Origin of the sequence: Hymenobacter sp. HSC-4F20 (genome assembly GCF_019599275.1) — a bacterium.
GTDB lineage: Bacteria > Bacteroidota > Bacteroidia > Cytophagales > Hymenobacteraceae > Hymenobacter.
Genome location: NZ_JAHZTD010000002.1, coordinates 1284138 through 1308663 on the forward strand (window position 1 = coordinate 1284138; position 24526 = coordinate 1308663).

Here is a 24526-nt window from a genome sequence, read left to right on the forward strand (position 1 = left end):
CATGCCGTACAAAAGCAATAATACCAACCAGCAGTCCAAGGAAAACCACGGTAGCCCTACCCAAACGGAGCAGCCGAAAGGCGCTGGCAACTTGCCAGTGAATGACCGCGACGACCAGACCGAGGACCGTTTGGAGCAGGAAGCGCAAGATGCGCCCCAGCGCCACCCCAACCGCAACCTTGAAAAGCAAGACATCGGCAAGCCGCCGTACGCATAGATAGGGGCGCCGCCCTGTTTGAAAAGCACCTGCCATGGGCAGGTGCTTTTTGTTTGTTAATCCTGTTACTCAACGCATTCCGTTGCTTGCTCTAGCATCATGGCCCGCTACGTTACTACCGATTTACACGGCTGTCTTCTCTCCTTCCGGCATCTGGTGGAGGAAAAGCTGAAGCTTACCCCTCAGGACGAGTTGTATGTGCTGGGCGACTACGTCAATAAAGGTCCCGACAGCCGGGGCGTGCTCGACTACCTCATGCAGCTGCCGGAGCGCGGCTACCGGGTTGTGTGCCTGCGGGGCAACCACGACCACGATTTGCTGAAAGCGGCCCAAGGCGAAATCACCCTGACCTGGGGCTCGGTCGCGGACCGGGAGCTGACATTACACAGCTTTGGCGTAGAACAGCCCGAAGATATTCCGGAGCGCTACCTCCGCTGGATCAACGACCTGCCCTACCAGTTTGAAATTCCGGGCTTTATCCTGGTGCACGCTGGGTTCGATTTTCGGCTGCCGCCGGACAAGATGCGGCAAGACTGGCCTACTATGCTCACTACCAAAAGCTTCGTGTATGACGCTTCCCGCACCGGGGGCTTGCGCCTAGTGCACGGCCATGTGCCTACCCCTACCACGGAAGTAGAAGCTCACGTGAAGGCCGAGCGCGGCGCCATCGGCCTCGATACGGGCTGCGTGTACCGGCACAACCCCGAGTTGCGTCACCTCGCTGCCCTCGACCTGGATGCTAACAAGCTCTACCTCCAGCCCAACATCGAACCCGCGTATACCATTGGGGTGCGGTAGCGAGTTAGTAAGTGCATGAGCCAGTAAGGCAAGAAGGTAGCAGACCACTACCGTTCGTCCTGGCCAGCCTACCATCTTTGGAGAAATGCCAGGTCCTTCCTTCCAGCACAGAAGGAAAGGCCTGGCATGTTAATAGGGTAGTTGCAGAAGAGCAGGCGGATGACACGGCGCGGCTCACCATACTTTGGCTTCTCCCTCAGCCACCGGATCATGTATTTACAACTTACTCTTGGGGCAGTGCCTCGGAGCGGAGCAGCTGACGAGCGGCATCCTGATACGGGTTGCGGGCATCGTTGGCGACGGCTCGCAGGGTGTTGCGGGCGGCCGTTATCTGCTGGTTACGCCAGTAGGCCATGCCCAGATGGTAGCGGGCCCGGCCGGCCAGTGGCGAAGTTGATTGCATGGCTACCCGCCGTAGGAAGGGCTGCGCCGCCCGAAACTGCTCGGGCTCCTCTTGGCTGAGCAGCAAAATGCCGCTGTAGTACAAGAGCGTATCCTGGCCCAGGTTGCTGGCCGGCACCCGCCGCAGCGTGTGCAGAGCGGGAGCGTAGTGTCCGTCGCGGTACTGGCGCATAGCTTCGGCCAGCAGGGGGCGGCGACTTTCATTCACTACGGTGTCGGAGAGACCGGCCTCGGGAACATAGTAGCGCGCCCAGGTGGCTTCCGGAGTAGGCATAGCCGGGCGTAGTACCATCCAGATAGCCAGTAGGGCAAGCACGCCTACCACCACCACCGCGCCCCACTGCTGCTGGGTTTTGCGCTGGCGCCGCCGGATGCGGGTCAGGGCTTCCTGGCGCTGGTCCAGGCGACGGTCGAGGGATACTAGGCGCTGGTGCAGGGTTTCGTGGCCGGCAACCCAGCGCAGATCGGCCGTGAGCTGCTCGTAGGCCTGATAGGCTTGGTAGAGGGTAGCGTCCTGTTCCAGCCGCGTTTCAAAGGCGGCTTGTTCGGCGGGCGTCATCTGGCCATCGGCAAAGCGTTCCAGCTCTTCCAGGTAAGGGCGTAAGTCGAAGGAAGGCGGCGTCATGGCAAAAGGAAACCGAAAATAAACCCCGTCAAGGCGCTGAGCAAAGGCACAAATACAAAAGAAAAACAGAACCAGGGGCTAAGCTACGCAGAAGTGACCAGCCACTGCTACCGGCCGGCGTCTTCCGTGCGCATGCGCAGTTCGTAGAGCTTGCGCAGGCAGGCCGCTTTTTGCAGCCGGGCTACGTTGGCGTTGGCAAAACCCATCTTACCGGCTACTTTCTCGAAGTTGTAGCCCCGAAAGTAGAAGTACATCAGCATTTTCTGGCAATCCAGGCCCAGCTGCCGAAACAGGCGCAGCAGGCGCTGGCGCCGACCGGCCTCGTCCTTGGGCAAAATCTCGGTGGTATGAGCCGAGCGGATCTGCTCATCGGCCAGCCCGTACACGTAGGCGCGCACATCGGGCGGGAGTTTCGTCAGGCGCCCGTCGGCTACCTGATCGTAGAACTTTACCAGCACCGTGCGCAGCAGCTCATGCGCCGCCACGGGCGTGAGCTGGTGCTGGCGCCGGGCCCAGCGGGCAAACAGGTCGCGGTTCTGCTCGTAGAAGCTCAGCAGATAGGACTGATTGCCAATGCGCAAACTGGTCAGGACTTCGGCCAGCTGTTGGGGTGAATTCATGTAGCAAGTAACGCGTAAGTGACCACACGGCGCAACCAATACGGGAAAATCCCCTACCCAGGCTAGCCTCAGGGCAGGCAATTGCCTAGTCAAACTCCCGAACCAGATCAACAAAAGCGTACGTTGTTGATCTGAAGACTTATATATGTTCCCGCAGATATAGCTGCCTGTTGTCCAGACGCCCGTTTAGCTCGTGGGGGGGCTGGTGCGTTACGGAAGGCGCTAGCTTTTTGAAGCGAACGGCCCGCGGCGTATTCAGGCTAGCAAAAAAGCAGGCTGCTCCGGGCGGAGCAGCCTGCTTTATCTGCGGTTCTACGCGGGCTTACTTGGCGAAGCGGTGAGTAAGCGTTTGCTGGTCTTTCGTGCGCACTACCAGCAGGTACATGCCGGCCCGTAAGGTGCTTACCTCGGCCGTACCCTGGTCGAAGGCGCCGGTAGCCACGGTGCGACCCTGCATATCCACAATGCGGTACTGGCTGCCAGCGAAGTTTACCTTACCGCCACTCAGCCGCAGGCGGTCCACCACGGGGTTCGGGTACAGCTGCGTACCGGCCGTAGCGGCTTCGGACTGAGTGGTAGCCGTTACAGTAGCGGGCCGGGCGGCGGCCTTCGTAATGCGCACCCAGTTGAGGTTCCAGCCCCCGGTTTGGGCAAATACCCCGAAGTTGTAGGTGCCCGCGTTGATGGTCACTGTCTTGGATACAGTGGTCCAGGTTTGCCAGCCGCCAGTGCCCGGGATGGTTGTGTTGCCAAACTGGGTGGTGCCCGCATTCAAGTCCGACGAGATGGTGCCACCGGCAGCGCCGCTGGCCACGCGGTACTCGATGAGGTAGGAGCCGGTGGTGGGGAAGTTAACCTGGTTCCATACCAGGTAGTCGCCGGCATCCACGAAGCCCATGTTCTGGCCCCCCTCCGAGCAGGTTTCCACGGTCATGCCGTTGTTTACGTTGGCCGCTTCGGCCTGCAGCGTTACGCTAAAGGTAGAGGCTGAAGCAGCGCGCACCCGCAGCGAGGTAGCCTTGTCGTTCCAGTTGCCGGTTCCTAGTGGGTTGTTTACCAGGCAGCCGTTGCCGGCGCTACCCACCGTAAGGGTGCTGCCAGTGAAGTTGTCATTCTCATAGAGCACCACCTCGTAGCCGGCATTAACGCGCAGCGAGGAAACGTCGTCGTTGAGAATGCCGCGGCTCTGTAGAGCAGCCAGGTTGTAGTCGCCCACGGGCAGGTTTACGGCCGTGCCGGTGTAGTTGCAGTCTTTGTACACGGTGCTGACGCCCGACACGGGGGGCGGGGTGCTGCCGGCGTAGCCACCGAAGGTAGCCACTACCCGGGTAGGCTGGGGCGTGTGCAAGGTGGCCGACTGGTCGTTCACGTCGTCGTAGGCAAAGCCGTAGGAAAGATTATCGACGCTGATGCCGGGCAGGTGCCAGAAGCGGGCGTAATAGTTGGCCGGGGCGGCCTGGTAGTACTTGCTGGCATCGTACCAGTTCTGCTGACCGGGGTTGGCGGTAGTCACGTCCACCACGTGGCGGTTAATGGCGGCCGTCATTTGGGCCTGCACCACTAGGTCACAGTCCCCGTCGCTTACGCGGTTATCGAGCAGGCCCTTGCCTTCGAAGGCCATTTGGGTGGTGGGGCGGCCGTTGATGATGCCCGTGCGGCCGGCAAAAGCGCCCGACTGGCCCACTACCACCAGCCGGTCGTTGGCATCCACGCGCCCTTTGAACACGCCCGCATTGCCGGCGTAGAAAATCAGATCCGTGGTCTTGTACTTGTTCCAGATGGCGTCAATGTAGCTCTTGAAGTAGTTGCCGTAGGGGCCGGGGGTAGTGCCGTTAGTGCCATCGGCAAAAGCAGCGGTTTTGGAAGGGAAGGTAATTTCGCCGGTGGTGTTGTTCACCGTGCCCTGAAACTCCGCAGGAACGTTGGCTTTGTAGGCCGCCACAATGTCGGCGGCCGTTTTCAGCTCGCCGGTGCGCTTCTGGTAGCCGCCCGCCCCAAACAACTCCAGGCCCATGGGGTAGCGGAAGGCATCTACCCGGGTAGTATTACCAAAGAACCCATACTGGTTGTTGGTCAGCTCCACAAACTCGTACATAATGTCGCGGTTCGGGTCGTTGGGGTTCAGCGAGTTGGGGGCCGCGTAGCCCGAGGGCGCGCCGGAGGAGCCGAAGAAATAAAGGTACAGCTGCTGCCCCCGCGAGATGAACACCCGGCAGCCTGCAATGTAGGGCAGGGTAAACGTCTTGTTCGGAATGCTGCTCAGCCGGGTGAAGCAGGCCGCGTACTTGGAGTTGCTACCGGGTCCCGTGTTGCCGTTATAAGTTGGGCCCGTTACCGTGTTGTAAGAGGGGCTCATGGGAAGCACCTGGCTGTTGGCGGCATTAATCCAGACGTGGTTACCGGCGCCGTCAATGCCTACGATGGCCACGTACAGGTCTGAGTCGGGAAAGGGCGAGTTGTTGGCAATGGTAAACGGAATACTGCCCTGGGCCCAGGCCCCGTAGGGCAACAGGGCGCTTAGCCAAAGCAGGAACAGAGAGTAGAGGGTACGCTTTTTCATAGATGAAATGGTTGTGGTGGGAGGAAAGAAACAAGCACACCGGCCCTAACTAGCCCCGACGGGGTAGGCAGCAAACCGGTGTGTGAGAGTAGGACAGGAGCGGAGAAAACGTCCGGGCGCGGGGCGCGGTACCTAACGGAGAAGCGGGGCTCCGAAGCAGTAGGACAATGGCAATGTAGGTGGGTTTTGCAGGGAAGAAAAAGCCCTTTATTGCAGGCTTACCGCGCCCGTAGCGCTTAGTGCGCACCTCTGGCTGAAGCTAGGGCACATTGCCGGGGCCATTCTGCGGGCACTTCGGGCCGTAAGCAGAGCCATAAAGTGCACTTACGGCACACGCTCTGAGCACACTACCACACCATGCTATGCCCGAATTTTATACCTGTCGGCAGCTCTTTTCATTTGAGGTGGGCGGCAGCGTATGGCGGCCCTACCGGCTACCTCATTACCTCATCACCTTTTACACGTACCTTTGGCCGTATGGAAACGCAAGCCACCACCCTCACCCTCGACACCGCAGTCTTCGACCTGATTCAGAAGGAGCAAGAGCGGCAAACTCACGGTATTGAACTCATTGCCTCCGAGAACTACGTTTCGGAGCAGGTGATGCGGGCCCAGGGCTCCATCCTCACCAACAAGTACGCCGAGGGCCTGCCCGGCAAGCGCTACTACGGTGGCTGCGAAATCGTAGACCAGATTGAGCAGCTGGCCATCGACCGCGCCAAAGCTTTATTCGGGGTAGAATGGGTAAACGTGCAGCCCCACTCGGGTGCTCAGGCCAATGCTGCCGTGATGCTGGCAGTGCTGAACCCGGGTGACAAAATCCTCGGTTTCGACCTCTCGCACGGTGGCCACCTTACCCACGGCTCGCCCGTTAACTTCTCGGGCAAGCTATATAAGCCTAGCTTTTATGGCGTGGAGCAGGAAACCGGCCTCATCGACTGGGAAAAGGTAAAGCAGACCGCTCGCCGCGAGCAGCCCAAGCTGATTATCTGCGGCGCCTCGGCCTACTCCCGCGACTGGGATTACAAAGCCCTGCGCGAAGCTGCCGACGAGGTAGGGGCCCTGCTGCTGGCCGATATTTCGCACCCCTCCGGCCTGATTGCGAAAGGTCTGCTGAACAATCCCTTCGATTACTGCCACATCGTTACTACCACTACCCACAAAACCCTGCGCGGCCCCCGCGGCGGCTTGATTATGCTGGGCAAGGATTTCGAGAACCCCTTCGGCCTGAAGACCCCGAAAGGCGAAATCCGGATGATGAGCAGCCTGCTCGACAGCGCCGTATTCCCCGGCACCCAGGGCGGCCCGCTGGAACACGTTATTGGCGCTAAGGCAGTAGCTTTTGGCGAAGCCCTCAGCGACGCCTACACCGACTACACCCAGCAAGTAATCAAGAATGCCCAGGCCCTGGCCGGCGCCTTTGTGGAGCGTGGCTACCAGATTATTTCCGGCGGTACCGATAACCACCTGATGCTGATTGATCTGCGCAGCAAGGGCCTCACCGGCAAGCTGGCGGAAAACACTCTCATCAAGGCCGACATCACCATTAACAAAAACATGGTGCCCTTCGATGACAAGTCGCCCTTTATTACCAGCGGTATGCGCGTGGGCTCGGCCGCCGTTACGACTCGTGGCCTGAAGGAAACCGACATGGCGCGCATCGTTGATTTTATTGACGAAGTGCTGACGCACAACGCCGACGATACCCGCATTACCCGAGTGCGCGGCGAGATAAATGAGTGGATGCAGCAGTATCCGCTCTTCGCGTAACATCCGGACTGCCTGAGTAGTTAGGCGGTTATAGAAATGAAAACCGGTCCGGCAGCATCCTGTTCGGGCTGGTTTTCGTTTGTGTTTTGCTCCGCCACCACTTCACTCATTTGTCCATTCCCTCATTCACTCGTTCTGTGGATCCTACTCAACCTGCGCTGGGCGACCAGCAGGAAATGTCTTTTATCGACCACCTGGAGGCGTTGCGCTGGCACATCATCCGGGCGGCTATTGCGGTGGTACTATTTGCCCTGGCAGCTTTCTTCTCCAAGGACTTTCTGTTCCATGACCTGATTCTGGGTCCTTCCCGCGCTGACTTCTGGACTTACCGCATGTTTTGCCGGGCCGGGGAATGGCTGCACGCACCGAGCTTGTGCATCGATAAGATCGGCTTTGTGATTCAGAACCGCGAGATGAGCGGGCAGCTGACCATGCACATCAGCACCTCCTTTATTGTAGGTTTGGTGCTGGGCTTCCCGTACCTGTTCTGGGAGCTATGGCGGTTTATTAAGCCGGGGCTCTACCCGCACGAGCGCCAAAACTCTCGGGGGGCCGTGTTCTTTGTGTCAGTGCTATTTGCCATCGGGCTTCTGTTTGGCTACTATATTGCCGCGCCCATGAGCATTCAGTTCCTGGCCAACTACGTGGTCGACCCAACCATCGAAAACCAGATGGACATGCAGAGCTACATCAGTACGCTCACTACCATGTCGTTGTCCTGTGCTTTTGTGTTTGAACTGCCCATGATTGTGTTCTTCCTGGCGAAGGCCGGGCTGATTACGCCCGAAATCATGCGCGTGTACCGGAAGCACGCCATTGTGGTAATTCTGGTTATTGCGGCCATCATCACGCCCCCGGACGTATCGGCCCAGATTATCGTTACCATTCCCATTATCCTGCTCTATGAGCTGAGCATCAACATTGCCCGGGTAGTGAGCCGCGGCCGCACGGCTGCCCTCAATGCCCGCCTCGCTGAAAATCAAGGAGTAGCGTAAGCGCACTACCTTCTGCAGGATGTGCTGATGAGCTCCGACAACGGCCCCGTCAGCACATTTTCTGTTTTCAGCGGTTCCTTCATTTCCTCTCCCTACCCCTTTTACCTTCCCTTACCCTGCATCCTATGAAACTTGCCATCGGCTCCGACCATGCCGGCTTCGAGCAAAAGCAAATGCTGCTGCAGTGGCTGCGCGACAATGGCTACGAGGTCCAGGACTTCGGCACCCACTCCGCCGCATCCGTTGACTACCCCGACTACGTGCACCCCCTAGCCTCGGCCGTGGAGCGTGGCGAGTTTGAGCGCGGAATTCTGCTTTGCGGCTCGGCCAATGGCGTGTGCATCACGGCCAACAAGCACCAAGGTATCCGGGCCGGCTTAGCCTGGGAGCCGGAGGTAGCCAGCCTGATTCGGCAGCACAACAACGCCAACGTCGTCTGCATCCCGGCCCGCTTTGTTGATGCGGAAACGGCCCGCGCCATTGCCAGCCAATTTCTGAACACGGCCTTCGAAGGCGGCCGCCACCAAACCCGCATTGACAAAATCAGCTGCTAGGCAGCACCTAACTTACAGTGCGCCCAAGCCAAGCCGTAGCTACCTTTTCGTAGCGGCTACCACCTCTGCGCAAAGAAGAAACCCTGGTTGTGCAGTACAACCAGGGTTTCTTCTTTAGAGCAGAGATGGTAGCGTATACTTTACCGAAGTATTTCGTTCAGGCTTACCGCTCTAGGCGGTACACACCGGGGGTATTGGTAGACTGGTAGCGGCCGAAGATGCCGGGGATTTTGTATTGCAGCTCGGGCACCAGGTTTGCCTGGTCAATGAGGTACTGGGGCGGGGCCGGCTGGAAGTTTTGGGCCAGGCGAAACACGGCATCGTATTGTTCCAGATGACCAAAATCGGCCTGGGCCAGGCGCCAGTCGAGGTAGGGAGTAGCCAAGCGGTTGTGCAGATACGGGCGCTGGTCGGGCCCCAACACGAGCAGACGTTGACCCTGCAAAAAGGCGTAGCGCGGGTTGGGCTGCACGGCGTACAGGCTCTCGGCCGGAATCTGCACGAGCTGGGTCAGGTGGAGCACGGCCCGGTAGCGCACCATCACTACCGCCCCAATCACGAACAGCAGCAGCAGTTCCGGCACCCAGGCCCGCTGGGCTTTCTGCCACAGAAACAAGCTAAAATAGGTAAGCGGAGGCAGCAGCAGCACCAGCGTACCGGTAGCCATGCCGCGGCCGGCCGCGGCAATACCGACGGCCACCAGCAGCCACACCAGCATCAGTTGCTGAAACTTCACCTGAAACACTAGCCCCAGCGAGGTAGTAAAGCTGCGCCCAATGCCCAGCAATACCAGCAGCCCTGGCAGTACTAGCAGCCGTAGCAGCACCCAGAGCGGCAGGCCGTCGGTTTCGTTTACCGCGCCTTGCAGGGTAGGCGTGAGGTGGAACTGCACGAAGCCCGGCAAGGACTCCGTGTACAGGAAAAAGGTAGTAGCCACGGCGTAGGGAAACAAAAAACCACACACCAGCAGCAGAAAGCTCCGGAACGAATTGGCCGCGAAGACGATAACGGCAAACAGGCCCACGAGCAGAAACAGCGCCAGCGGCAGGTAGCACAACGCCCCTACCCCTACCAGAAAGCCCGCCCGGAATAGGCGGCGGTTATCGTAGCCTTCGCGGGAGGTAGGCAGCAGGGCGCTGAGGGCGGCAATCAGGAAGGTGTGCCCCAGCAATAGGGGCGAGAGGGTATCCAGGTCCGTGGTCAGGCTGCCGATGAGCAGGTAGGTCAGGGCCCCCACATACCCCCGCTCGGGGTGCACATCGGCCCGGTTGAGCACGAAGTTGAAGCGTAGAGCCTGAAACGTGAGCAGCACCAAGGCCAGCGTACGATACACCCACAGCGGCCGGCTACCCACCACATCGAGCAAGGCAAACAAAGCGGCCGCCAGCGGGGCAGTGCTATCGTAGAGGGTGCGGTAGAGCAGGGCGCCTTCGTGGAGCCGCTCACCCACCAGCAGGGCCCGCAGCTCTACCGGCGTGAGGGCAATACCCAGCCACAACAAAGGCAGCCGCAGGGCCAGCAGCAGCAGCAGCAGCGCAAACAAGCGGGTAGGCAGGGAGCTTTTAAAGAATTGCAGCAAAGCGGTAACCTCGGGGAAAGAATCTACGGATGAAGGCGGGGAGCTGTAAAAGTACGCATCCGCCGGCCTGCTACTACCGCGCCTCGGCCAAGGCCAGCGGCTGGGTCTCTACCTGCCCGCCTTCTTTGTCCATCAGCCCTTCGGCAAACACTAGCAGCCGGGTCTTCTTCTGCCCCCCGAAATAAGGCGGTGAAACCTCTTTTCCGGGAGCTTCTTCCCTCACCCCCACTTCCCTACATACTTAATCCTCCTCAACCGGTATCTTTGCGGATTCTTATGGAAAGCAAACGACAGCAAAAAGTAGCCAGCTTACTCCAGCAGGAGCTGGCCACCGTATTCCAGCGCGACCTGCCTCACCTGTTTCCGGGCTTGCCGCCCGGCATCAGCCTGGTGCGCGTATCGCCCGACCTGGGCGTGGCCCGCGTGTACCTGAGCCTGCTCCTACCCCAGGGCAGCACCGGGGGCCAGGAGCAACTAGCGCTGATTCAGGACAACCTCAAGGGAATCCGGCAGGCCTTGGCCAAGCGCGTGCGCCAGCAGTTGCGCATCGTACCCGACCTGGTGTTTTTCCTTGATGACTCGGCGGCCTACGCCGCGCACATGGATAAGGTATTCGGCGACCTGCACATTCCGCCGGCACCCGGCGAGGAAGGCGAGGCCAGCCCCGATACCGATGGCGCCGCCCCCAAACGCCCCAAGCTCTTCGCCGACGACGAAGAGAGTAACTGAACAGCAGAGTAACGGAGTACGTGTTCTGTTTGCCCAGGTGGCGCCTACATCTGACAACAGCCCAATTACTCCGTTACTTCGCTACTCGGTTATTCTCCCTACTCGATTACTCAGCTCCTCAGTTACTCTCCCTTGTACTACGACCCGATTAAGAAGTCGCTTGGCGAAGTCTTCAACCGTACGCCGCTGCTGCGCCGCCTCTTCTACCACCTGCTCGATTTGCTGCTGCTGCGTACCTGGCACGTGCACCGCGAGCTGCGCCAGTGGGCCAAGGGCCGCACCGCTGAGCCGCTGACTATTCTGGACGCCGGCTCGGGCTATGGGCAGTACACCTACTGGCTGTCGGGGCTGAGCCGCAAGTGGCAAATCTTGGCCGTGGATGTAAAGGATGAGCAGGTGGCCGACTCAAACCAGTTCTTTCGCCAGATTGGGCGCACCAACGCCCAGTTTGCCGTGCAGGACCTGGTGCTCTACCAGCAGCCCAACTCCTTCGACCTGGCCCTGTCAGTGGACGTGATGGAGCACATCCTGGAGGACGTGGAAGTATTTCGCAACATCCACGCTTCCCTCAAGGACGGCGGCATGCTGCTCATCTCTACCCCCTCAGACCAGGGCGGCTCCGATGTGCACGCCGACGGCGAGACGTCCTTCATTGAGGAGCACGTGCGCGACGGCTACAACATCCACGAGATTCAGCAGAAGTTGCGTACCGCAGGCTTTGAGCGCATTGAAGCCCGCTACAGCTACGGCGAGCCGGGCCAGATTTCGTGGCGTCTGAGCATGAAGTACCCCATTCTCATGCTGGGCAAATCCAAGCTGTTTTTCCTGCTCCTGCCCTTCTACTACCTCCTGACGTTCCCCTTCTGCCTCATCCTGAACTGGTTCGACGCCAACCGCAAACATGATTCGGGCACGGGCCTGATTGTGAAAGCCTGGAAGTAGACCTTTTCGGGCCGGCGGCGTATCTTGGCTATCCTTCGAAACTGCGTCCTCTGGCTTTATCCCCCGTTGCTATGCCTGATAAGAATGATCTTTCTGAATTGCCGGCTGAAATGCTGATTCGCACGGATCGGCAACAACGCGCCATCAACCAGACGAATGACAGGCGGCGCACGGGTGTACAGGGGCAGAACAAAATGCTGCACCAGCTTACGCTAAGCTACCCCCATCAGCCCCGGGGAAGTGAACGTAGCCCTTTCCGGTGCACTTCGCCTTAGCCAGAAGGATGCGCGGAAGTTACAGGCAATGATGTTCCATAACCGCGAGGAGCGTCTGCGTTGCCTCGAAGATTTCATGCGCCGCGCCAGCTACTCATTCTTCTACCCTTTCTTTTTCCTTTCCCTATCTCCTTAGCCCTCCGCGCCCCGCACGTGAACGTACCCTTGCTCATTGCCCGGCGTTATTTTCTCTCGAAGAAGAAGCGCAACATTATCAGCATCATCTCTAATATCTCCATGGTTGGCGTGGCGGTAGGAACGATGGCGCTGATTATTGTACTGTCCGTGTTCAACGGACTGGAGGAAGTGGCGCGCAGCCTCTACGGTAAGTCTGACCCCGATTTGGTCATCAGTGCCGTGCAGGGCAAGTCGTTTGCCGTGGATACCCGGTTTGTCAAGCGCATTCAGACCTTGCCCGGTGTGGCTCTGGTAACGGAGGTAATTGAAGATAACGCCCTGCTACAGTACCGCGACCGGCAGATGGTGGTAAAGATGAAGGGGGTTTCCGACAACTACTATCACCAGAGTAATATTGACTCGGCCATAGTGGAAGGCAGCTCCCAGCTCCACCGCGACGGGATGGACTATGCCCTGCTTGGGGCCGGGGTACAGCACGAGCTCAGCATTGCCCTCGACAACCGCTTCTCGCCCATGCGCCTGCTCTACCCGCGTAATACGGGCCGCAAAACCTTATCGATGAACCCCGAAACGGCTTTCAATGAGCAGAACATCTTGGCCGGCGGAGTTTTCCTGATTGAGCAGCACGTGGATGACAGCTACATCTTTGTGCCCCTGGAGTTTGCCCGCACCCTGTTGCACTACGAGAACCGACGCACTGCCCTGGAAGTAAAGGTGAAAGACGGCCAGGAGATTGATCAGGTAAAAAAAGCCCTGAAGCAGCAGCTTGGGCAAGGCTTCAAGGTACTAGACTCCGACGAGCAGCACCTAAGCCTGCTCAAGGCCATTAAGGTGGAGAAGATGTTTGTGTTCATCACCTTCGCCTTTATTCTGCTCATTGCCAGCATTAACATCTTTTTCTCCCTCTCGATGCTCGTCATCGACAAGCACAAGGACATTGCGGTACTTATGGCCATGGGCGCGAGTTCACGCACTATCCGCAACATTTTCCTGCTGGAAGGTGCTATTGTGGCCCAAGTAGGCGCCTTTACCGGTCTGGTGTTCGGCATTGGCATTTGCTGGGCCCAGCAAACCTTCCATTTGGTGGGCATGGGCATGGCCACTAGCGTCGTCGACTCCTACCCCGTGAAGATGCAGTTCTCCGACATTGCCCTTACCGGCGTGGCCATCATCTTTATCACCATTGCCGTTTCTATCCGCCCGGCCCTGAATGCGGCCAGTTTGAACCTGCGGGACAACCTGTAGCCCGGCGGGTATGGGGCAGCTCCGCCACCGACAGGTGGGTGCTTTCTCCCTTTCTAGGTGTTTTAACAGAGGGTAGCTCGTGTGCAGGGCTACCCCTTTTTGTTGTGTATAAGCTACATGCTAGAACTATAGCCGGAGAAGACCATTACTTTCGTAGACTCCAAAGGGTAGTTGAGTACCCCACCAGAGGATGTTCATCTTAATAATGTAACTATTCATGGATTAAATTTTACTTTTTAGTAAAAAAATAAGTATTTAGCATTTGTTACTACTTTCAACACTGCATTATTGTCGTCGACTATGAAGGTTTCTACTTCACAGCCCTTTCAAATAGTTTATTCACTGCTCGAACACGAGTATTTAGGGTATCTTTTTGAATCGTACGTAGTGCAGCGGAATCAGCGTGGACAGCTTACGCTGCAGCACCAAACGGTATCGGCCAAGAATGCGCCGGAATTTGCCGATGGTCTGGACGAAATCGATTTCGAGCTGATTGCCCTCACCGACCAGATTCAGCAGGACGCTGTTATCAAGGAGTTCTGGTCGAAAAAGACTACCCCGGCCGACTTTTTCCTAAAAATCTACGACGCTGATAAAGGCGACAAGGGGCTACAGGAAGCCATTTGCCAGTACGTGCAGGAGCGCATGGGCCAGATACTAGAGCGGCTACAGGGCAAGCAGGTATTCATTATGGGCAAGGACGGGGAGCCTACCTGGCGCGAAATCAGCGTGGCTTCGGAGCGCGCCTCCGTGCTGTTCCACTTCCGCCGCAACGAGGACAGCACCCACTATTTCCCCACCATTCAGTACCAGGGGCAGAAGCTCGATTTTCAGTACAAGAACGCCGTGATTGTGTGTGAGCAGCCGGCCTGGCTGCTGCTCGACGACGTGCTGCACAACTTCCACAACGATGTAGATGGCAAGAAAATCAAGCCCTTCCTCAACAAGAAATTCATTGTTATTCCGCGGCAGGTAGAAGACAGCTACTTCCAGCGCTTCGTGGCTCCACTGGTAGAATCGTTTGATGTGCACGCGCGTGGCTTCGATATCCGCTCGGAGCGCTACGTGGCGCGCCCCCAGCTTACCTTCTCAGATGCCCCCGGCGCTACCGTGGTAACCGCTCCCCCACGGGCAGCGGCCCCGGCAGGCCGGCGCAGCCCGGCCGCCTCGGTAACCGCTGCCCCTGCCGAAGCCGCAGTATCGGAGCACATCCATTTTGACCTGAGCTTCCGCTACGGCGACCATACCGTGCACACGGCCCACAGCAAGCGGGTATGCGTAAAGCTGGAGAAGAAGGAAGATAACTACATCTTCCACCGGCTCATTCGCAACCTCGACCGGGAACAGGAAATCATCAGTGAGCTGCACGACCGGGCTCTGGAGGTGCGCAATGGGCGCGCCGTGCTGGAAAAAGCCACCGCCTTCCGCTGGCTTCACCACCACGCCGACGAGCTGGCCCGCCTGGGCTTCACGGTGCAGCAAGGCCCTACCTCGGGCAAAGACTACTTCATTGGGGCCGTGACGGTGCAGGTGGGCATCACGGAAACCAACGACTGGTTTGACGTGCACGGCACCGTACGCTTTGGGGAGTTTGAGGTTCCGTTCATTAAGCTACGGCCCTACATCTTGGGCAAGCGCCACGAGTTCCGCCTACCCAACGGGCAGATTGCCATTATTCCGGAAGAGTGGTTTACCCAGTATCTGGAACTGTTTGCCTTTTCGGAAGAGCACCACCACAGCCTTACCCTGCGCAAGCACCACCTCGCTCTGGTTTCGGACTTGCAGAACGGCAACCTGGCCACGGTAGTAATGTCGCGCAAGCTGGAGAAGCTGCGCGAGTTTGAGGTAGTGGAAGACCGGCCCCTGCCCCTTTCTTTCCGCGGAGAGCTGCGCCCCTACCAGAAGGCGGGCTACAACTGGCTACACTTCGTACAAGAATACCAGTTCGGGGGCTGCCTGGCCGATGATATGGGCCTGGGCAAGACAGTACAGACGCTGGCCATGCTGCTGCAACGCAAGGAAAGCGGCGCGGCCAAAGGCGCGGCTTCGCTGCTGGTGATGCCGACCTCCCTGGTCTATAACTGGATGACCGAGGCTTTCAAGTTCACGCCTACCCTGCGCCTGCTCATCTATACCGGCACGTACCGCGACAAAAATGTGGAGCAGTTTGCCGAGTACGACCTGGTGCTGACTTCCTACGGCATTGTGCGCCTGGATGCAAATCTGCTTAAGACCTACAAGTTCGACTACGTGATTCTGGACGAGTCGCAGGCCATCAAGAACCCGGGCTCCACTACCTCCCAGGCCGTGCGGAGCCTGCACTCCCGCCACCGCCTGATCCTGACGGGCACGCCGGTAGAGAACAGCACCATGGACCTGTGGTCGCAGATGTCGTTTATCAACCCGGGGCTGCTGGGCACCCAGGCGTTTTTTCGCAAGGAGTTTCTCAAGCCTATCGAAAAGGGCAAGGATGAGGCTAAAACGCGCCGCCTGCACACGCTCATCAAGCCCTTCATTCTGCGCCGCCACAAGGCTCAGGTGGCCCGTGAGCTGCCCGAGAAGATTGAGAACCTGAGCTACTGCCCCATGACGGAGGAGCAGCAGCAGTGCTACGAGGAAACCAAAAGCTTTTACCGCAACAAAATCCTGCAGAGCATTGAGGAGCACGGCACGGCCAGCACCCAGTTCATGCTACTGCAGGGCCTCACGAAGCTGCGCCAGATTGCCAACCACCCACGCATGGCCGACGAAGCCTACGCCCACGAATCGGGTAAGCTGCGGGAGGTGGTCCGCATGATCAAGAGCGTAGTATCGGAAGGTCACAAAGTTTTGGTATTCAGCCAGTTCGTTAAGCATCTTGATATTGTACGGGCCTCTCTGGATGAACGCCAGATTGAGTACGCCTACCTCGACGGCAATACCCGCGACCGGCACCAGGAGGTAGCCCGCTTCCAGGAAACTGAGGACCTGCGTGTGTTCTTGATTTCGCTGAAGGCCGGCGGCGTCGGGCTTAACCTCACCGCCGCCGACTACGTGTTTATTCTCGACCCCTGGTGGAACCCCGCCGTGGAGGCCCAGGCCGTGGACCGCGCCCACCGCATCGGGCAGCAGCGCACGGTGTTCACCTATAAGTTCATCACCCAGAACACAGTGGAGGAGAAGATTCTGGCTTTGCAAAACAAGAAAATTCAATTGGTTACGGACCTCATCACCACCGACGAGGCCATCATCAAGAGCCTGACCAAGGAAGATATTGAGGAGTTGCTGGGGTAAACTGCTTGCCGTTGCGTAACTGCACGAGAAGGCTGCCGCTCGGTAGCCCAGCAGCTTTGATTTTCTTCTGCATTTCCCCTTTGCGCAGCTGGCAGTACCCCGGATGAGGCAGCGAGCCAGGGCCTAAGAAGCAGCGCGTATGGGCACCTTCGAGCTGACCTTGACCGAGGTAGATACTGTGACGAGCCTGAGGAAGCTCTACCAACCCGGAACGCGCCTAAAGATGTTCGGGCCCCAATATGGTGCTTAATGGAGGCGCACTGGGCTTGCCTGGGCAATGCGGGCGGGTGAGAAGTGAAGTATCTGGACCGTACAGCCGTGCCAGCTACCTACTCTGTAGAGAGTGGAGTTATAGGCCCAGCAGAACCCGGTATGTTGTACCGTTGAATAAGCCGCCCACCTGAATCAGGTTCATTTCTACGAAGGATGGGAGACAGATAAGGCCTATTTTAAGCCAAGAAGCCGACTCTGAAAGCTGATTCTACTCGGTTTACCTCAACAGCAAGAGATTATTTTTAGAATAATTTTACTATTTTATATAAACAATTCAATCCTTTACTATCTTCCGTCAGCATACCTGACTAATTCCTCACTATGATGACGACTATTACGCCTTGGCTTCGTGCTGGTGCGCTGGCCCTGGGCCTAGCCATACCGGCCAGTTTACACGCCCAAACCTGGCAATGGGCCTCAGCCCATGCCGCAGGTAGCACCGGTAGCTCCGTGATATACGCGGCGGCCGTGGATGCTGCCGGCAACACGGTAGTGGCTGGTCTGTTTTCGGGTACTTCTACCTTTGGTACCACTACGTTGGTTAGCGCCGGGGGCACCGATGTATTCGTAGGCCGCCTGAGCCCGACTGGCACCTGGATTCAGGCCGTGCGGGCGGGGGGCACCGGCGACGACGTGGCTCTGGCCGTGGGTGTAGATGCAGCGGGAAATGCTGTGGCCGCCGGGTCCTTTAAGGGGGCATCGGCCGCCTTTGGCTCAACCACCCTACCCAATGCCGACAACAGCGGCGGCACCTCCGACGGTTTTGTGGCCCGCCTGAGCAGTGCCGGCACCTGGACCCAGGCCCTGCGCATGGGCGGCTCCGACAACGACGGTGTCATGGCGCTGGCGCTGGATGGAACCGGTACGGCTGTAGTGGCCGGTAATTTCTCCAGCAACACGGCTACGTTTGGGGGCACTACCCTCACCAACGGCAACACCGACCGGAGCAATGATGTGTTTGTAGCCCGGTTGGCCGCCGACGGCACCTGGGGTCAGACTGTGCGGGGCGGGGGTGCCGGCGACGACTTCGTGCAGGCCCTGGCCCTGGATGCCAGCGGCAGTGCTGTCATTGCCGGCCACTTCGCCCGCAGCACCGTTACTTTCGGCACCATTACCCTGAACAACGCGAACCCCGGTCAGTACAGCAGCGACGTGTACGTGGCTCGCCTGAGCAGCGCCGGCACCTGGACCCAGGCCCTGCAGGCCGGTGGCCCAGGTAACGACTACGGCCGCGGGGTAGGCATTGATGCCAACGGCAACGCCTACGTAGCAGGCAACTTTGCCAGTCCTACCATCAGCTTCGGCAGCACTACCCTCGCCAATGCCACTGCCAGCGGCAACACTTCGGATATTTTCGTGGCCCGCCTGAGCAACGCCAACGCCTGGACGATGGCCGCCCGGGCTGGGGGCGCTGAAAACGACTATGCCAATGCGCTGGCAGTGGATAGCAACGGCAGCGCCAGTGTGGGCGGCCTGTTCCAAGGCGCTACCTCAACGTTCGGCGCTATTGCGCTGACCAACGCGGACCCCACCGGGGCCAAATTCGACATTCTGGTAGCTCGCCTGAGCAGTGCAGGTGTTTGGAATTTGGCGCTGCGGGCTGGGGGCGTCGGCGACGACTACACCAATGCCCTGGCCCTGGATGCCAGCGGCAACGCGGCGGTGGGCGGCAACCTGAACAGCTCACCCGCTACCTTCGGCTCCATCAGCCTCAACAGCGCCGGCTCGGCCTTCATTGCCAAGCTGCAGGGCCTGACCACTAACAGCAAGACGGCCCGGGCGGCCTCGTTATTGAGCCTAGCTCCGAACCCAGCCCGCAGCCAAGTAGAGCTTACTTGGATAAAGCCTGAACCTCGCGCCCTGCCCGTGACTCTCCTCGATGGGCTAGGCCGGGAGGTGCGCCGGCAGATGCTACCAGCCCAGGCTACCCGTACCCACCTGAACCTAAGTGGGCTGGGCTCGGGCCTATACATCGTCCGCATTGGCGAATCGGCGCAGCGGCTGGTGGTAGAGTAACCTTGTTTTTCTTCCCCTACCCCGCAGCGGCCCGTGGCCACTGCGGGGTAGTCTTTTTCAGGGCAACTGGGTTGGCCGGCCACCGGACGACAGGAACAGTAACTTTTCTGTTACTGCCAGAAGCAACGCGTAAGCCGAATCAGGTAAGTGCTGCTAGTTAGTGAGCTGGTTCCCGTCGCAGTTCTCCGGGCACTTCTCGTAGCTTGCCGCAAGCAGATATTTTGCGGCCAGCCGCTTGCCAGGCAGCAGGTCATTGCCGTTCAGGTCCACGCCTACCAGCACAATGCCGTGCCCGTGCTCCCTATTGTCGGCATCCAGAACGCGGTAAATCCGTAGTCCGGCACACTCCTTGGGCTCCAGGATCTGCTGGATAATGGACTTATTGCAGTAGTTAGAGCTAGTGTTGTGCTTATACTTATTCTTATATGCCCTGGCGTATTCCCGCGCCTTATCTTCCTCTACTTCCTTGCCGGCCCCGGGCTTAAACGGCTTCTTCCGGCGCTTGCCCCAGTCGGCGTCGCCTCGCCCCGACCTGGTCAGCAGATACACTGCCCCGGCCGCCAGACCAGCCAGAGAAAGAGTTGCAGTTGAGTTTTTCACGGAAAGCAGGATGTAGGTGGGAAAGAAACTAGCGGAGGCCGTTGCTGGTCCCGGAGTTAAGTAATATAATGAATTCATTTATTTTTTACACTTATTTGACACACCCATCTGCTCCGCACTTTCTTGTGCAAGAAGGGAAGACATTCCGCTCAGCAGCAGTGCCAAATCAGGTAGAGCGTTGTACAGAGCGGAGCTGAAGCAGCGCCACGGTTTCGTTGCGCTGTGTAGCCGGTAGTGCTGCTCCTACTGTGCACCGCATGATGCCCGTTCTGCGTGGCGCTCGGCACTGCCTAGCTTGGTAGCAGCCCCGAGCGCCACCAAACAAAGCTCGCCAGCCGGTGGTATGCTACTATGCGCTTCTACCTCCGTACCCCCGTTGCTACCTCTCCGAAGCAGGTCTGGCAAGGCTTCAGCCGGAAGCTGTTCCTGGACCTGGCCCCGCCTTTCCCGCCGTTCCGACTGCGGCGCTTCGATGGGTGTCAGCGCGGCGACGAGGTGCATATCGAGCTAGGAACCAGCCGCCTGCACTACCCCTGGACGGCCCTGATTACCGACCACGGCGTGCTGGCCGACGGCACGTATTACTTTGTAGATGAGGGCCAGCAGCTACCGCCGCCCCTCCGCTTCTGGCGGCACCGCCACCTGCTGCAGCCCGCTCCCGACGGGGGTACCTATATTGTGGAAGATCTGGAATACCACACTGGCGGGCGGCTGCTCGACGCGCTGCTCTATCCCCTGGTATGGGCCCAGTTTGCCTGGCGCCGGCCCATCTACCGCCGGTGGTTTGGGACTCCGGGCCGGGGGTAGGCTCATCCGCCGCCCAGGTTTGCAGCCCCGGCAGGCAGCGCCGGGCCGGCTGCTTGCGTATAGGGTGGCAACAAGCCCCGTATCTTGCTGCTTCTCGCCTGTTCTGCCCATGCCCGCTGTTTCTACCCGTCCAGGCCGCCGCGCGCGGCTTGCTGCCTACTTGTCCTTCATCCTGGTTACTCTAGGGCTCACGGCCGGCTGCCGCAGCAGTCAGTCGGCCTACCAGTTTCGGCCGGCGCCGGCGGTAGCCCACGGTCGCGCCCCGCTACCCGATTCCGGGGCCGTTGCTGTGTCGGTAACACCGAGCCCGGTGCAGGCGCTGCCCACCCAGGCAGCCAGCCGCCGCACCACCCCCTACCCCAAACCGGCGTCCCGCAAGCTGAGATTACGCCTGCAGCGGGCCGTGGCTTCCTCCGTAAGTCAGGCCCGGCCGCCGCTTACGCGGGTTCGGACAGGGGCTCAGGCGGCGCGGCATAGCGCGGGGCCCCGGCGTGCTACTGAGGTGGGGCTCGGAACGACGGTGCTGGGCGTGCTGGGGCTGGTGGTCTTGCCAATTGCCTTGGTGGGCCTGCTGATCTGGGGCGGGGCGGTGTGGGCCGTGCTGGCCGGCCTGGCAGCGCTGGCCGTGCTCATTGCCTACCTCGACCCGTTTGCTTAGCCTATCCGGTTTGCTTGTTTTCCGGGGTTCCTCATTCTGGCGAAGTATCCTCGGCCGGTTAAGCTACCTTTGCAGTCCATCTTCTGCTACCCGCTGCTTATGCCTCCCGCCATCGTCACGCTCAAACCCGGTAAAGATCAGTCTCTTCGTCGTCGGCACCCGTGGGTGTTCTCCGGGGCTATTGGTCGGCTACAGGGAGAGGTAGTGGAGGGCGAGGTGGTAACGGTACAGGCCGCCGGCGGCGAGCAACTGGGGGTAGGCCACTATGCGCCGGGCTCCATTGCCGTGCGTATGCTGGCCTTCGGGCCCGATGCTACCCTCCCCGATGCTGCTTTCTGGGAAGATAAAATCCGCAACGCCTATCAGCTTCGGCAGGGCCTGGGCCTTACCGGCCAGGGCGCTACCAACGTGTACCGGCTGGCGCACGCCGAGGGCGACGGCCTGCCCGGCCTCATTATTGACGTGTACGCCGACGTAGCCGTGGTGCAGGCCCACAGTGCCGGTATGTATAAGGCCCGACCCTTCATTGCCCAGGCCCTGCAAGCGGTGCTGCCCGGTTTGCGGGCCATCTATGATAAGAGCGCCGAAACCGTGCCGGCCAAAGCGGCTCCTGGTGCTCAGAACGGCTACCTCTTCGGGGAAAGCACGGGCGCTGAGCACATTGTACAGGAAAACGGCCATCCGTTTGCCGTGGACTGGGAGACAGGGCAGAAGACAGGCTTCTTCATTGACCAGCGCGACAACCGCAGCCTGCTGGCTCGCTATGCTCCTGGCCGCCGGGTGCTGAATACGTTCTGCTACACTGGCGGCTTCAGCTCCTACGCTCTCATGGCCGGAGCCGAGCTGGTGCACTCCGTAGACTCTTCCAAAAAAGCTATTGAGCTGACTGAGCGCAACGCGGCGCTAACGGGCCGGCAGGAGCGCCACGAGGCCTACGCCCAGGACGTGTTTACGTTTCTCAAGGACCGCCACAACCAGTACGATTTGATTGTGCTTGACCCGCCGGCTTTCGCCAAGCACCTCTCGGCCCGGCATAATGCCCTAATGGGCTATAAGCGCCTGAATGCAGCCGGTATCCGGCAGATTGCGCCCGGGGGGCTCTTATTTACCTTTAGCTGCTCGCAGGTAGTGAGTATGGAGCTGTTCGAGGGCGCCGTCCTGGCCGCGGCCATTGAGGCTGGCCGCCCGGCTCGCATTCTGCACCGCCTCACCCAGCCCGCCGACCACCCCGTGAGCCTGTTCCACCCCGAGGGCGAGTACCTGAAAGGGCTAGTGCTGGCCGTGGAGTAAGGGCTGGCTCCTACCAACAAACCCGCAACGCCCGCACGAAAAAAGATGCACCGGGGTGTTGCGGGTTTATTGACCCTGAGGGCTAGCAAAACCAAAGGCCGGCCTGCACCCCTAACAGGCAGACCGACCCCGGCTGTGCTCACGCAAGTAGCATTGCGTGAAGTAGTTGACGAACTCATACTACAGCTCCGCACTCAGCCTCAAAACGAAGAGGGCTACACTAGAGCTTTCCGGTTTCGGGGGTGGCGGCGCCCAGTAAACCACAACTGAGCACCACCCCCACCCGGGCCAGCGGGAACGGTTCCCGGAAGCCACGGCCCTGCCTGGTTCGTTTCCCACCCCCGAGGGCCGGCCGCAGCGCTGGCTTATTTGTACTGATAATACCGCACGTAGTCTACCAGCATTTGCTGGGGGAACGTGGCGGTTCCATCGGGGTTCCCATCGAAGTTGCCACCTACGGCCACGTTCAGGATCATGAAGAACGGGTTATTGAAGGGGAAAGGGCTGCCGTCGGTAGCAGTGTAAGTGTAGTAGGGCGTGGCGCTGCCATCGAAGTAGAAGCGGGTCATGTTCTTGCTGCGCACCACGCTATAGGTGTGGTAATCAGCCGACAAGTCCACTGTCATTTTCTCGGTAGTGCCCCGGTACTCGTGCGCCCCGGCGTTGTTGGCCAGGTGCATGGTGGAGAGCAGTTCCGTAGGCCGGCTGCCGCGCAGCTCCATAATGTCTATTTCGCCGCACTTCGGCCAGTTATTCTGGTCGATATCGGCCCCCAGCATCCAGATGGCGGGCCATACACCCTTGCCCTTCGGAATCTTGGCCCGGATATCGAGGCGACCGTACTGGAAGCTCTGCTTGCCTTTGGTAATCAGGCGGGCCGAGGTGTAGCTGCTCCCTGACTGTACCGCCTGAATCACTAGCTTGCCGTCGCGCAGGTAGGCGTTGTTGTCGGAGGAGGTATAGGTTTGCAGCTCATTGTTGCCCCAGCCGCCACCGCCCTGCTCATACACCCACTTGCTGGGGTCGAGCACGGCCGCATCGAACTCGTCACTCCACTTCAGCTCGGTGTACTGGCCGTACTCACGAGCCTCTTCGTTGGTAACTGGCGTAGTAGGAATGGGAGCGGGAATGTCCTTGGTCTTGGTTTCGGTACAAGCCAGTAGGCTGAGGACCGCGCCCGCGCTGAGCGCGGCAAAACAGGGTCGGAGCCAGAATTGATTTTTCATGGAAAAGGGGGGCTACGCATGCTGCCAATGAGCGGCAGGCGTTGGTACTGATAGCAGCTTGCCGCCGGCCTGAAAAACTTCGGGCCGGCGGTGCTACGGGTGGGGCCGGTTTGTTACTTGACGGCCAGTTTGATGGTGAAAACGGTCCCGTTATTCCGGCCGCTGCCGGCCCGCAGGGTCATCTTCTGGTTATCAATGGCCAGAATGCGGTACACCTGCTCAGTAGGCGAGGCATCGGTAGTGCCGATGAAGGCCCCGGCCCGGGCTAGGGTTAGCTGGGCGAAGCCTGCGCCAGTAGCAGCTCCAAAAGTGAAGTTGGTATCACCTGTCTGTGGGGCCAGGCACGCAAACGAGCCGGCCGTAAACGTCTCTCCCTTCGCATCGTATTTCAGCACGTTGTTGGTAGAGAAGGTGTACTCGTCGTCCGACTGGCAGGCGGGCAGCTCGCCGGCTTTTACGCCCGCGAAGTACTCACTGGGGTTGGCTTCCGTGCCCACCACAATGGGAGCATTGGCCGTGTTGTCCAGCTTCCAGGTGCGGGAAGAGCCGCCCGTAAGCAGGTTTTTCACGATGTCCGTCACCTCGGGCAGCACAATGGTCTGCTGCTCCGATACGCTTGTGCCACTGCGGTAGGCTGTAATGAGGCGAGGCATTACCGGTCCGCCTTTCGAGTAGACGTGGGTTACCTGCTTGCCGGAGCCAACAGTACCATCGCCGAACTCCCACTGGTAGAGAAACCCGTCTTGGTTGGTAGCCGTGAACGTTACTTCGGTGGTTAAGCCCACCGAGCGGGAGGTAGTGGTAAAGCCGGAAGCCGGGATGGCGCCTTCCAGTTTGCCGGTGTCTTCTTTATCGCAGGAGGCAAACAGCAGCGGGGTAGCAAGTAGGGCCCAGGCTGCCTTGTTCCAGGTAGTTTTCATATTCGGTTACGCTG

General features: G+C 59.4%; 20 protein-coding genes. 13 read left to right on the forward strand and 7 right to left on the reverse strand.

What is annotated here, in order from left to right; all coding sequences use genetic code 11:
* The first annotated feature begins 1 nt into the window (after window position 1).
* Both K3G63_RS15315 and K3G63_RS15320 read left to right on the forward strand, forming a co-directional pair.
* Entirely contained in the window at window positions 2–217 is a 216-nt protein-coding gene (locus tag K3G63_RS15315) for a hypothetical protein (protein ID WP_110976128.1), read from the forward strand.
* Between the two features lie 99 nt (window positions 218–316).
* Window positions 317–1015 carry a metallophosphoesterase family protein gene (locus K3G63_RS15320; RefSeq protein WP_220614955.1) on the forward strand — a complete coding sequence of 233 codons (699 nt, stop codon included), beginning with the start codon at window positions 317–319 and terminating at the stop codon, window positions 1013–1015.
* A 223-nt stretch (window positions 1016–1238) separates the two neighbouring features.
* Here K3G63_RS15320 and K3G63_RS15325 read toward each other — a convergent pair whose 3' ends face one another.
* The 3 genes from K3G63_RS15325 to K3G63_RS15335 form a co-directional block, all read right to left on the reverse strand.
* Window positions 1239–2042, reverse strand: coding sequence for a tol-pal system YbgF family protein (locus tag K3G63_RS15325; RefSeq protein WP_220614956.1), 804 nt, complete (start codon window positions 2040–2042; stop codon window positions 1239–1241).
* 107 nt (window positions 2043–2149) lie between these two features.
* Window positions 2150–2662 (reverse strand): hypothetical protein, encoded by a 513-nt coding sequence (locus tag K3G63_RS15330; protein ID WP_220614957.1) that lies wholly within the window; start codon window positions 2660–2662, stop codon window positions 2150–2152.
* 322 nt (window positions 2663–2984) lie between these two features.
* On the reverse strand, window positions 2985–5222 hold the full coding sequence (locus K3G63_RS15335; RefSeq protein WP_220614958.1) for a beta-1,3-glucanase family protein: 2238 nt from the start codon (window positions 5220–5222) through the stop codon (window positions 2985–2987).
* Window positions 5223–5699: 477 nt separating this feature from the next.
* On the opposite strand from K3G63_RS15335, the gene glyA reads away from it, so the two are divergent.
* From glyA to rpiB, 3 genes are all read left to right on the forward strand, one after another.
* Window positions 5700–6992, forward strand: a complete 1293-nt coding sequence (gene glyA, locus K3G63_RS15340; RefSeq protein ID WP_220614959.1) for a serine hydroxymethyltransferase — start codon at window positions 5700–5702, stop codon at window positions 6990–6992.
* Between the two features lie 137 nt (window positions 6993–7129).
* Window positions 7130–7987, forward strand: a complete 858-nt coding sequence (tatC, locus tag K3G63_RS15345; protein ID WP_310794594.1) for a twin-arginine translocase subunit TatC — start codon at window positions 7130–7132, stop codon at window positions 7985–7987.
* 125 nt (window positions 7988–8112) lie between these two features.
* A complete protein-coding gene (gene rpiB / locus K3G63_RS15350) occupies window positions 8113–8541 on the forward strand; it encodes a ribose 5-phosphate isomerase B (RefSeq protein ID WP_220614960.1) in 429 nt (142 codons plus the stop codon).
* A 163-nt stretch (window positions 8542–8704) separates the two neighbouring features.
* On the opposite strand, the gene K3G63_RS15355 is transcribed toward rpiB, so the two are convergent.
* A complete protein-coding gene (locus K3G63_RS15355; RefSeq protein ID WP_220614961.1) occupies window positions 8705–10120 on the reverse strand; it encodes a hypothetical protein in 1416 nt (471 codons plus the stop codon).
* A gap of 276 nt (window positions 10121–10396) precedes the next feature.
* On the opposite strand from K3G63_RS15355, the gene K3G63_RS15360 reads away from it, so the two are divergent.
* From K3G63_RS15360 to K3G63_RS15380, 5 genes are all read left to right on the forward strand, one after another.
* A complete protein-coding gene (locus K3G63_RS15360; RefSeq protein WP_220614962.1) occupies window positions 10397–10849 on the forward strand; it encodes a ribosome-binding factor A in 453 nt (150 codons plus the stop codon).
* Between the two features lie 132 nt (window positions 10850–10981).
* Window positions 10982–11791: a bifunctional 2-polyprenyl-6-hydroxyphenol methylase/3-demethylubiquinol 3-O-methyltransferase UbiG gene (locus tag K3G63_RS15365; protein WP_220614963.1), complete on the forward strand. Its 810-nt coding sequence runs from the start codon at window positions 10982–10984 to the stop codon at window positions 11789–11791.
* Between the two features lie 428 nt (window positions 11792–12219).
* The gene (locus tag K3G63_RS15370) at window positions 12220–13449 is read left to right on the forward strand and encodes an FtsX-like permease family protein (RefSeq protein WP_220614964.1); all 1230 of its coding nucleotides are present in this window, start codon (window positions 12220–12222) and stop codon (window positions 13447–13449) included.
* Window positions 13450–13836: 387 nt separating this feature from the next.
* Window positions 13837–16722: an SNF2-related protein gene (locus tag K3G63_RS15375; RefSeq protein ID WP_310794595.1), complete on the forward strand. Its 2886-nt coding sequence runs from the start codon at window positions 13837–13839 to the stop codon at window positions 16720–16722.
* 594 nt (window positions 16723–17316) lie between these two features.
* Window positions 17317–19011 (forward strand): T9SS type A sorting domain-containing protein, encoded by a 1695-nt coding sequence (locus K3G63_RS15380; protein ID WP_220614966.1) that lies wholly within the window; start codon window positions 17317–17319, stop codon window positions 19009–19011.
* A gap of 153 nt (window positions 19012–19164) precedes the next feature.
* Here the strand turns inward: K3G63_RS15380 and K3G63_RS15385 are convergent, their stop codons facing one another.
* The gene (locus K3G63_RS15385; protein ID WP_220614967.1) at window positions 19165–19611 is read right to left on the reverse strand and encodes a hypothetical protein; all 447 of its coding nucleotides are present in this window, start codon (window positions 19609–19611) and stop codon (window positions 19165–19167) included.
* A 351-nt stretch (window positions 19612–19962) separates the two neighbouring features.
* Here K3G63_RS15385 and K3G63_RS15390 point away from each other — a divergent pair, with 351 nt between their 5' ends.
* The 3 genes from K3G63_RS15390 to K3G63_RS15400 all read left to right on the forward strand — a co-directional run bounded on the left by K3G63_RS15390 (window position 19963) and on the right by K3G63_RS15400 (window position 22366).
* Entirely contained in the window at window positions 19963–20418 is a 456-nt protein-coding gene (locus tag K3G63_RS15390) for a hypothetical protein (RefSeq protein WP_220614968.1), read from the forward strand.
* Between the two features lie 109 nt (window positions 20419–20527).
* Complete coding sequence (locus tag K3G63_RS15395; protein ID WP_220614969.1) at window positions 20528–21076, forward strand: hypothetical protein; 549 nt, start codon at window positions 20528–20530, stop codon at window positions 21074–21076.
* A 99-nt stretch (window positions 21077–21175) separates the two neighbouring features.
* A complete protein-coding gene (locus tag K3G63_RS15400; protein ID WP_220614970.1) occupies window positions 21176–22366 on the forward strand; it encodes a class I SAM-dependent rRNA methyltransferase in 1191 nt (396 codons plus the stop codon).
* 365 nt (window positions 22367–22731) lie between these two features.
* On the opposite strand, the gene K3G63_RS15405 is transcribed toward K3G63_RS15400, so the two are convergent.
* Both K3G63_RS15405 and K3G63_RS15410 read right to left on the reverse strand, forming a co-directional pair.
* A complete protein-coding gene (locus tag K3G63_RS15405; RefSeq protein WP_220614971.1) occupies window positions 22732–23592 on the reverse strand; it encodes a family 16 glycosylhydrolase in 861 nt (286 codons plus the stop codon).
* 113 nt (window positions 23593–23705) lie between these two features.
* Entirely contained in the window at window positions 23706–24512 is an 807-nt protein-coding gene (locus K3G63_RS15410; RefSeq protein ID WP_220614972.1) for a PKD domain-containing protein, read from the reverse strand.
* Window positions 24513–24526: the final 14 nt, after the last annotated feature.

Bases quoted from the DNA above. Each gene is read 5' to 3' on its own strand.
- K3G63_RS15395 (WP_220614969.1), top strand. From the start codon at position 20,528: ATGCCCGCTGTTTCTACCCGTCCAGGCCGCCGCGCGCGGCTTGCTGCC.
- K3G63_RS15325 (WP_220614956.1), bottom strand. From the start codon at position 2,042: ATGACGCCGCCTTCCTTCGACTTACGCCCTTACCTGGAAGAGCTGGAA.
- rpiB (WP_220614960.1), top strand. From the start codon at position 8,113: ATGAAACTTGCCATCGGCTCCGACCATGCCGGCTTCGAGCAAAAGCAA.
- K3G63_RS15320 (WP_220614955.1), top strand. From the start codon at position 317: ATGGCCCGCTACGTTACTACCGATTTACACGGCTGTCTTCTCTCCTTC.
- K3G63_RS15405 (WP_220614971.1), bottom strand. From the start codon at position 23,592: ATGAAAAATCAATTCTGGCTCCGACCCTGTTTTGCCGCGCTCAGCGCG.
- K3G63_RS15360 (WP_220614962.1), top strand. From the start codon at position 10,397: ATGGAAAGCAAACGACAGCAAAAAGTAGCCAGCTTACTCCAGCAGGAG.
- K3G63_RS15410 (WP_220614972.1), bottom strand. From the start codon at position 24,512: ATGAAAACTACCTGGAACAAGGCAGCCTGGGCCCTACTTGCTACCCCG.
- K3G63_RS15400 (WP_220614970.1), top strand. From the start codon at position 21,176: ATGCCTCCCGCCATCGTCACGCTCAAACCCGGTAAAGATCAGTCTCTT.
- K3G63_RS15380 (WP_220614966.1), top strand. From the start codon at position 17,317: ATGATGACGACTATTACGCCTTGGCTTCGTGCTGGTGCGCTGGCCCTG.
- K3G63_RS15330 (WP_220614957.1), bottom strand. From the start codon at position 2,662: ATGAATTCACCCCAACAGCTGGCCGAAGTCCTGACCAGTTTGCGCATT.
- K3G63_RS15390 (WP_220614968.1), top strand. From the start codon at position 19,963: ATGCGCTTCTACCTCCGTACCCCCGTTGCTACCTCTCCGAAGCAGGTC.
- K3G63_RS15335 (WP_220614958.1), bottom strand. From the start codon at position 5,222: ATGAAAAAGCGTACCCTCTACTCTCTGTTCCTGCTTTGGCTAAGCGCC.
- glyA (WP_220614959.1), top strand. From the start codon at position 5,700: ATGGAAACGCAAGCCACCACCCTCACCCTCGACACCGCAGTCTTCGAC.
- K3G63_RS15315 (WP_110976128.1), top strand. From the start codon at position 2: ATGCCGTACAAAAGCAATAATACCAACCAGCAGTCCAAGGAAAACCAC.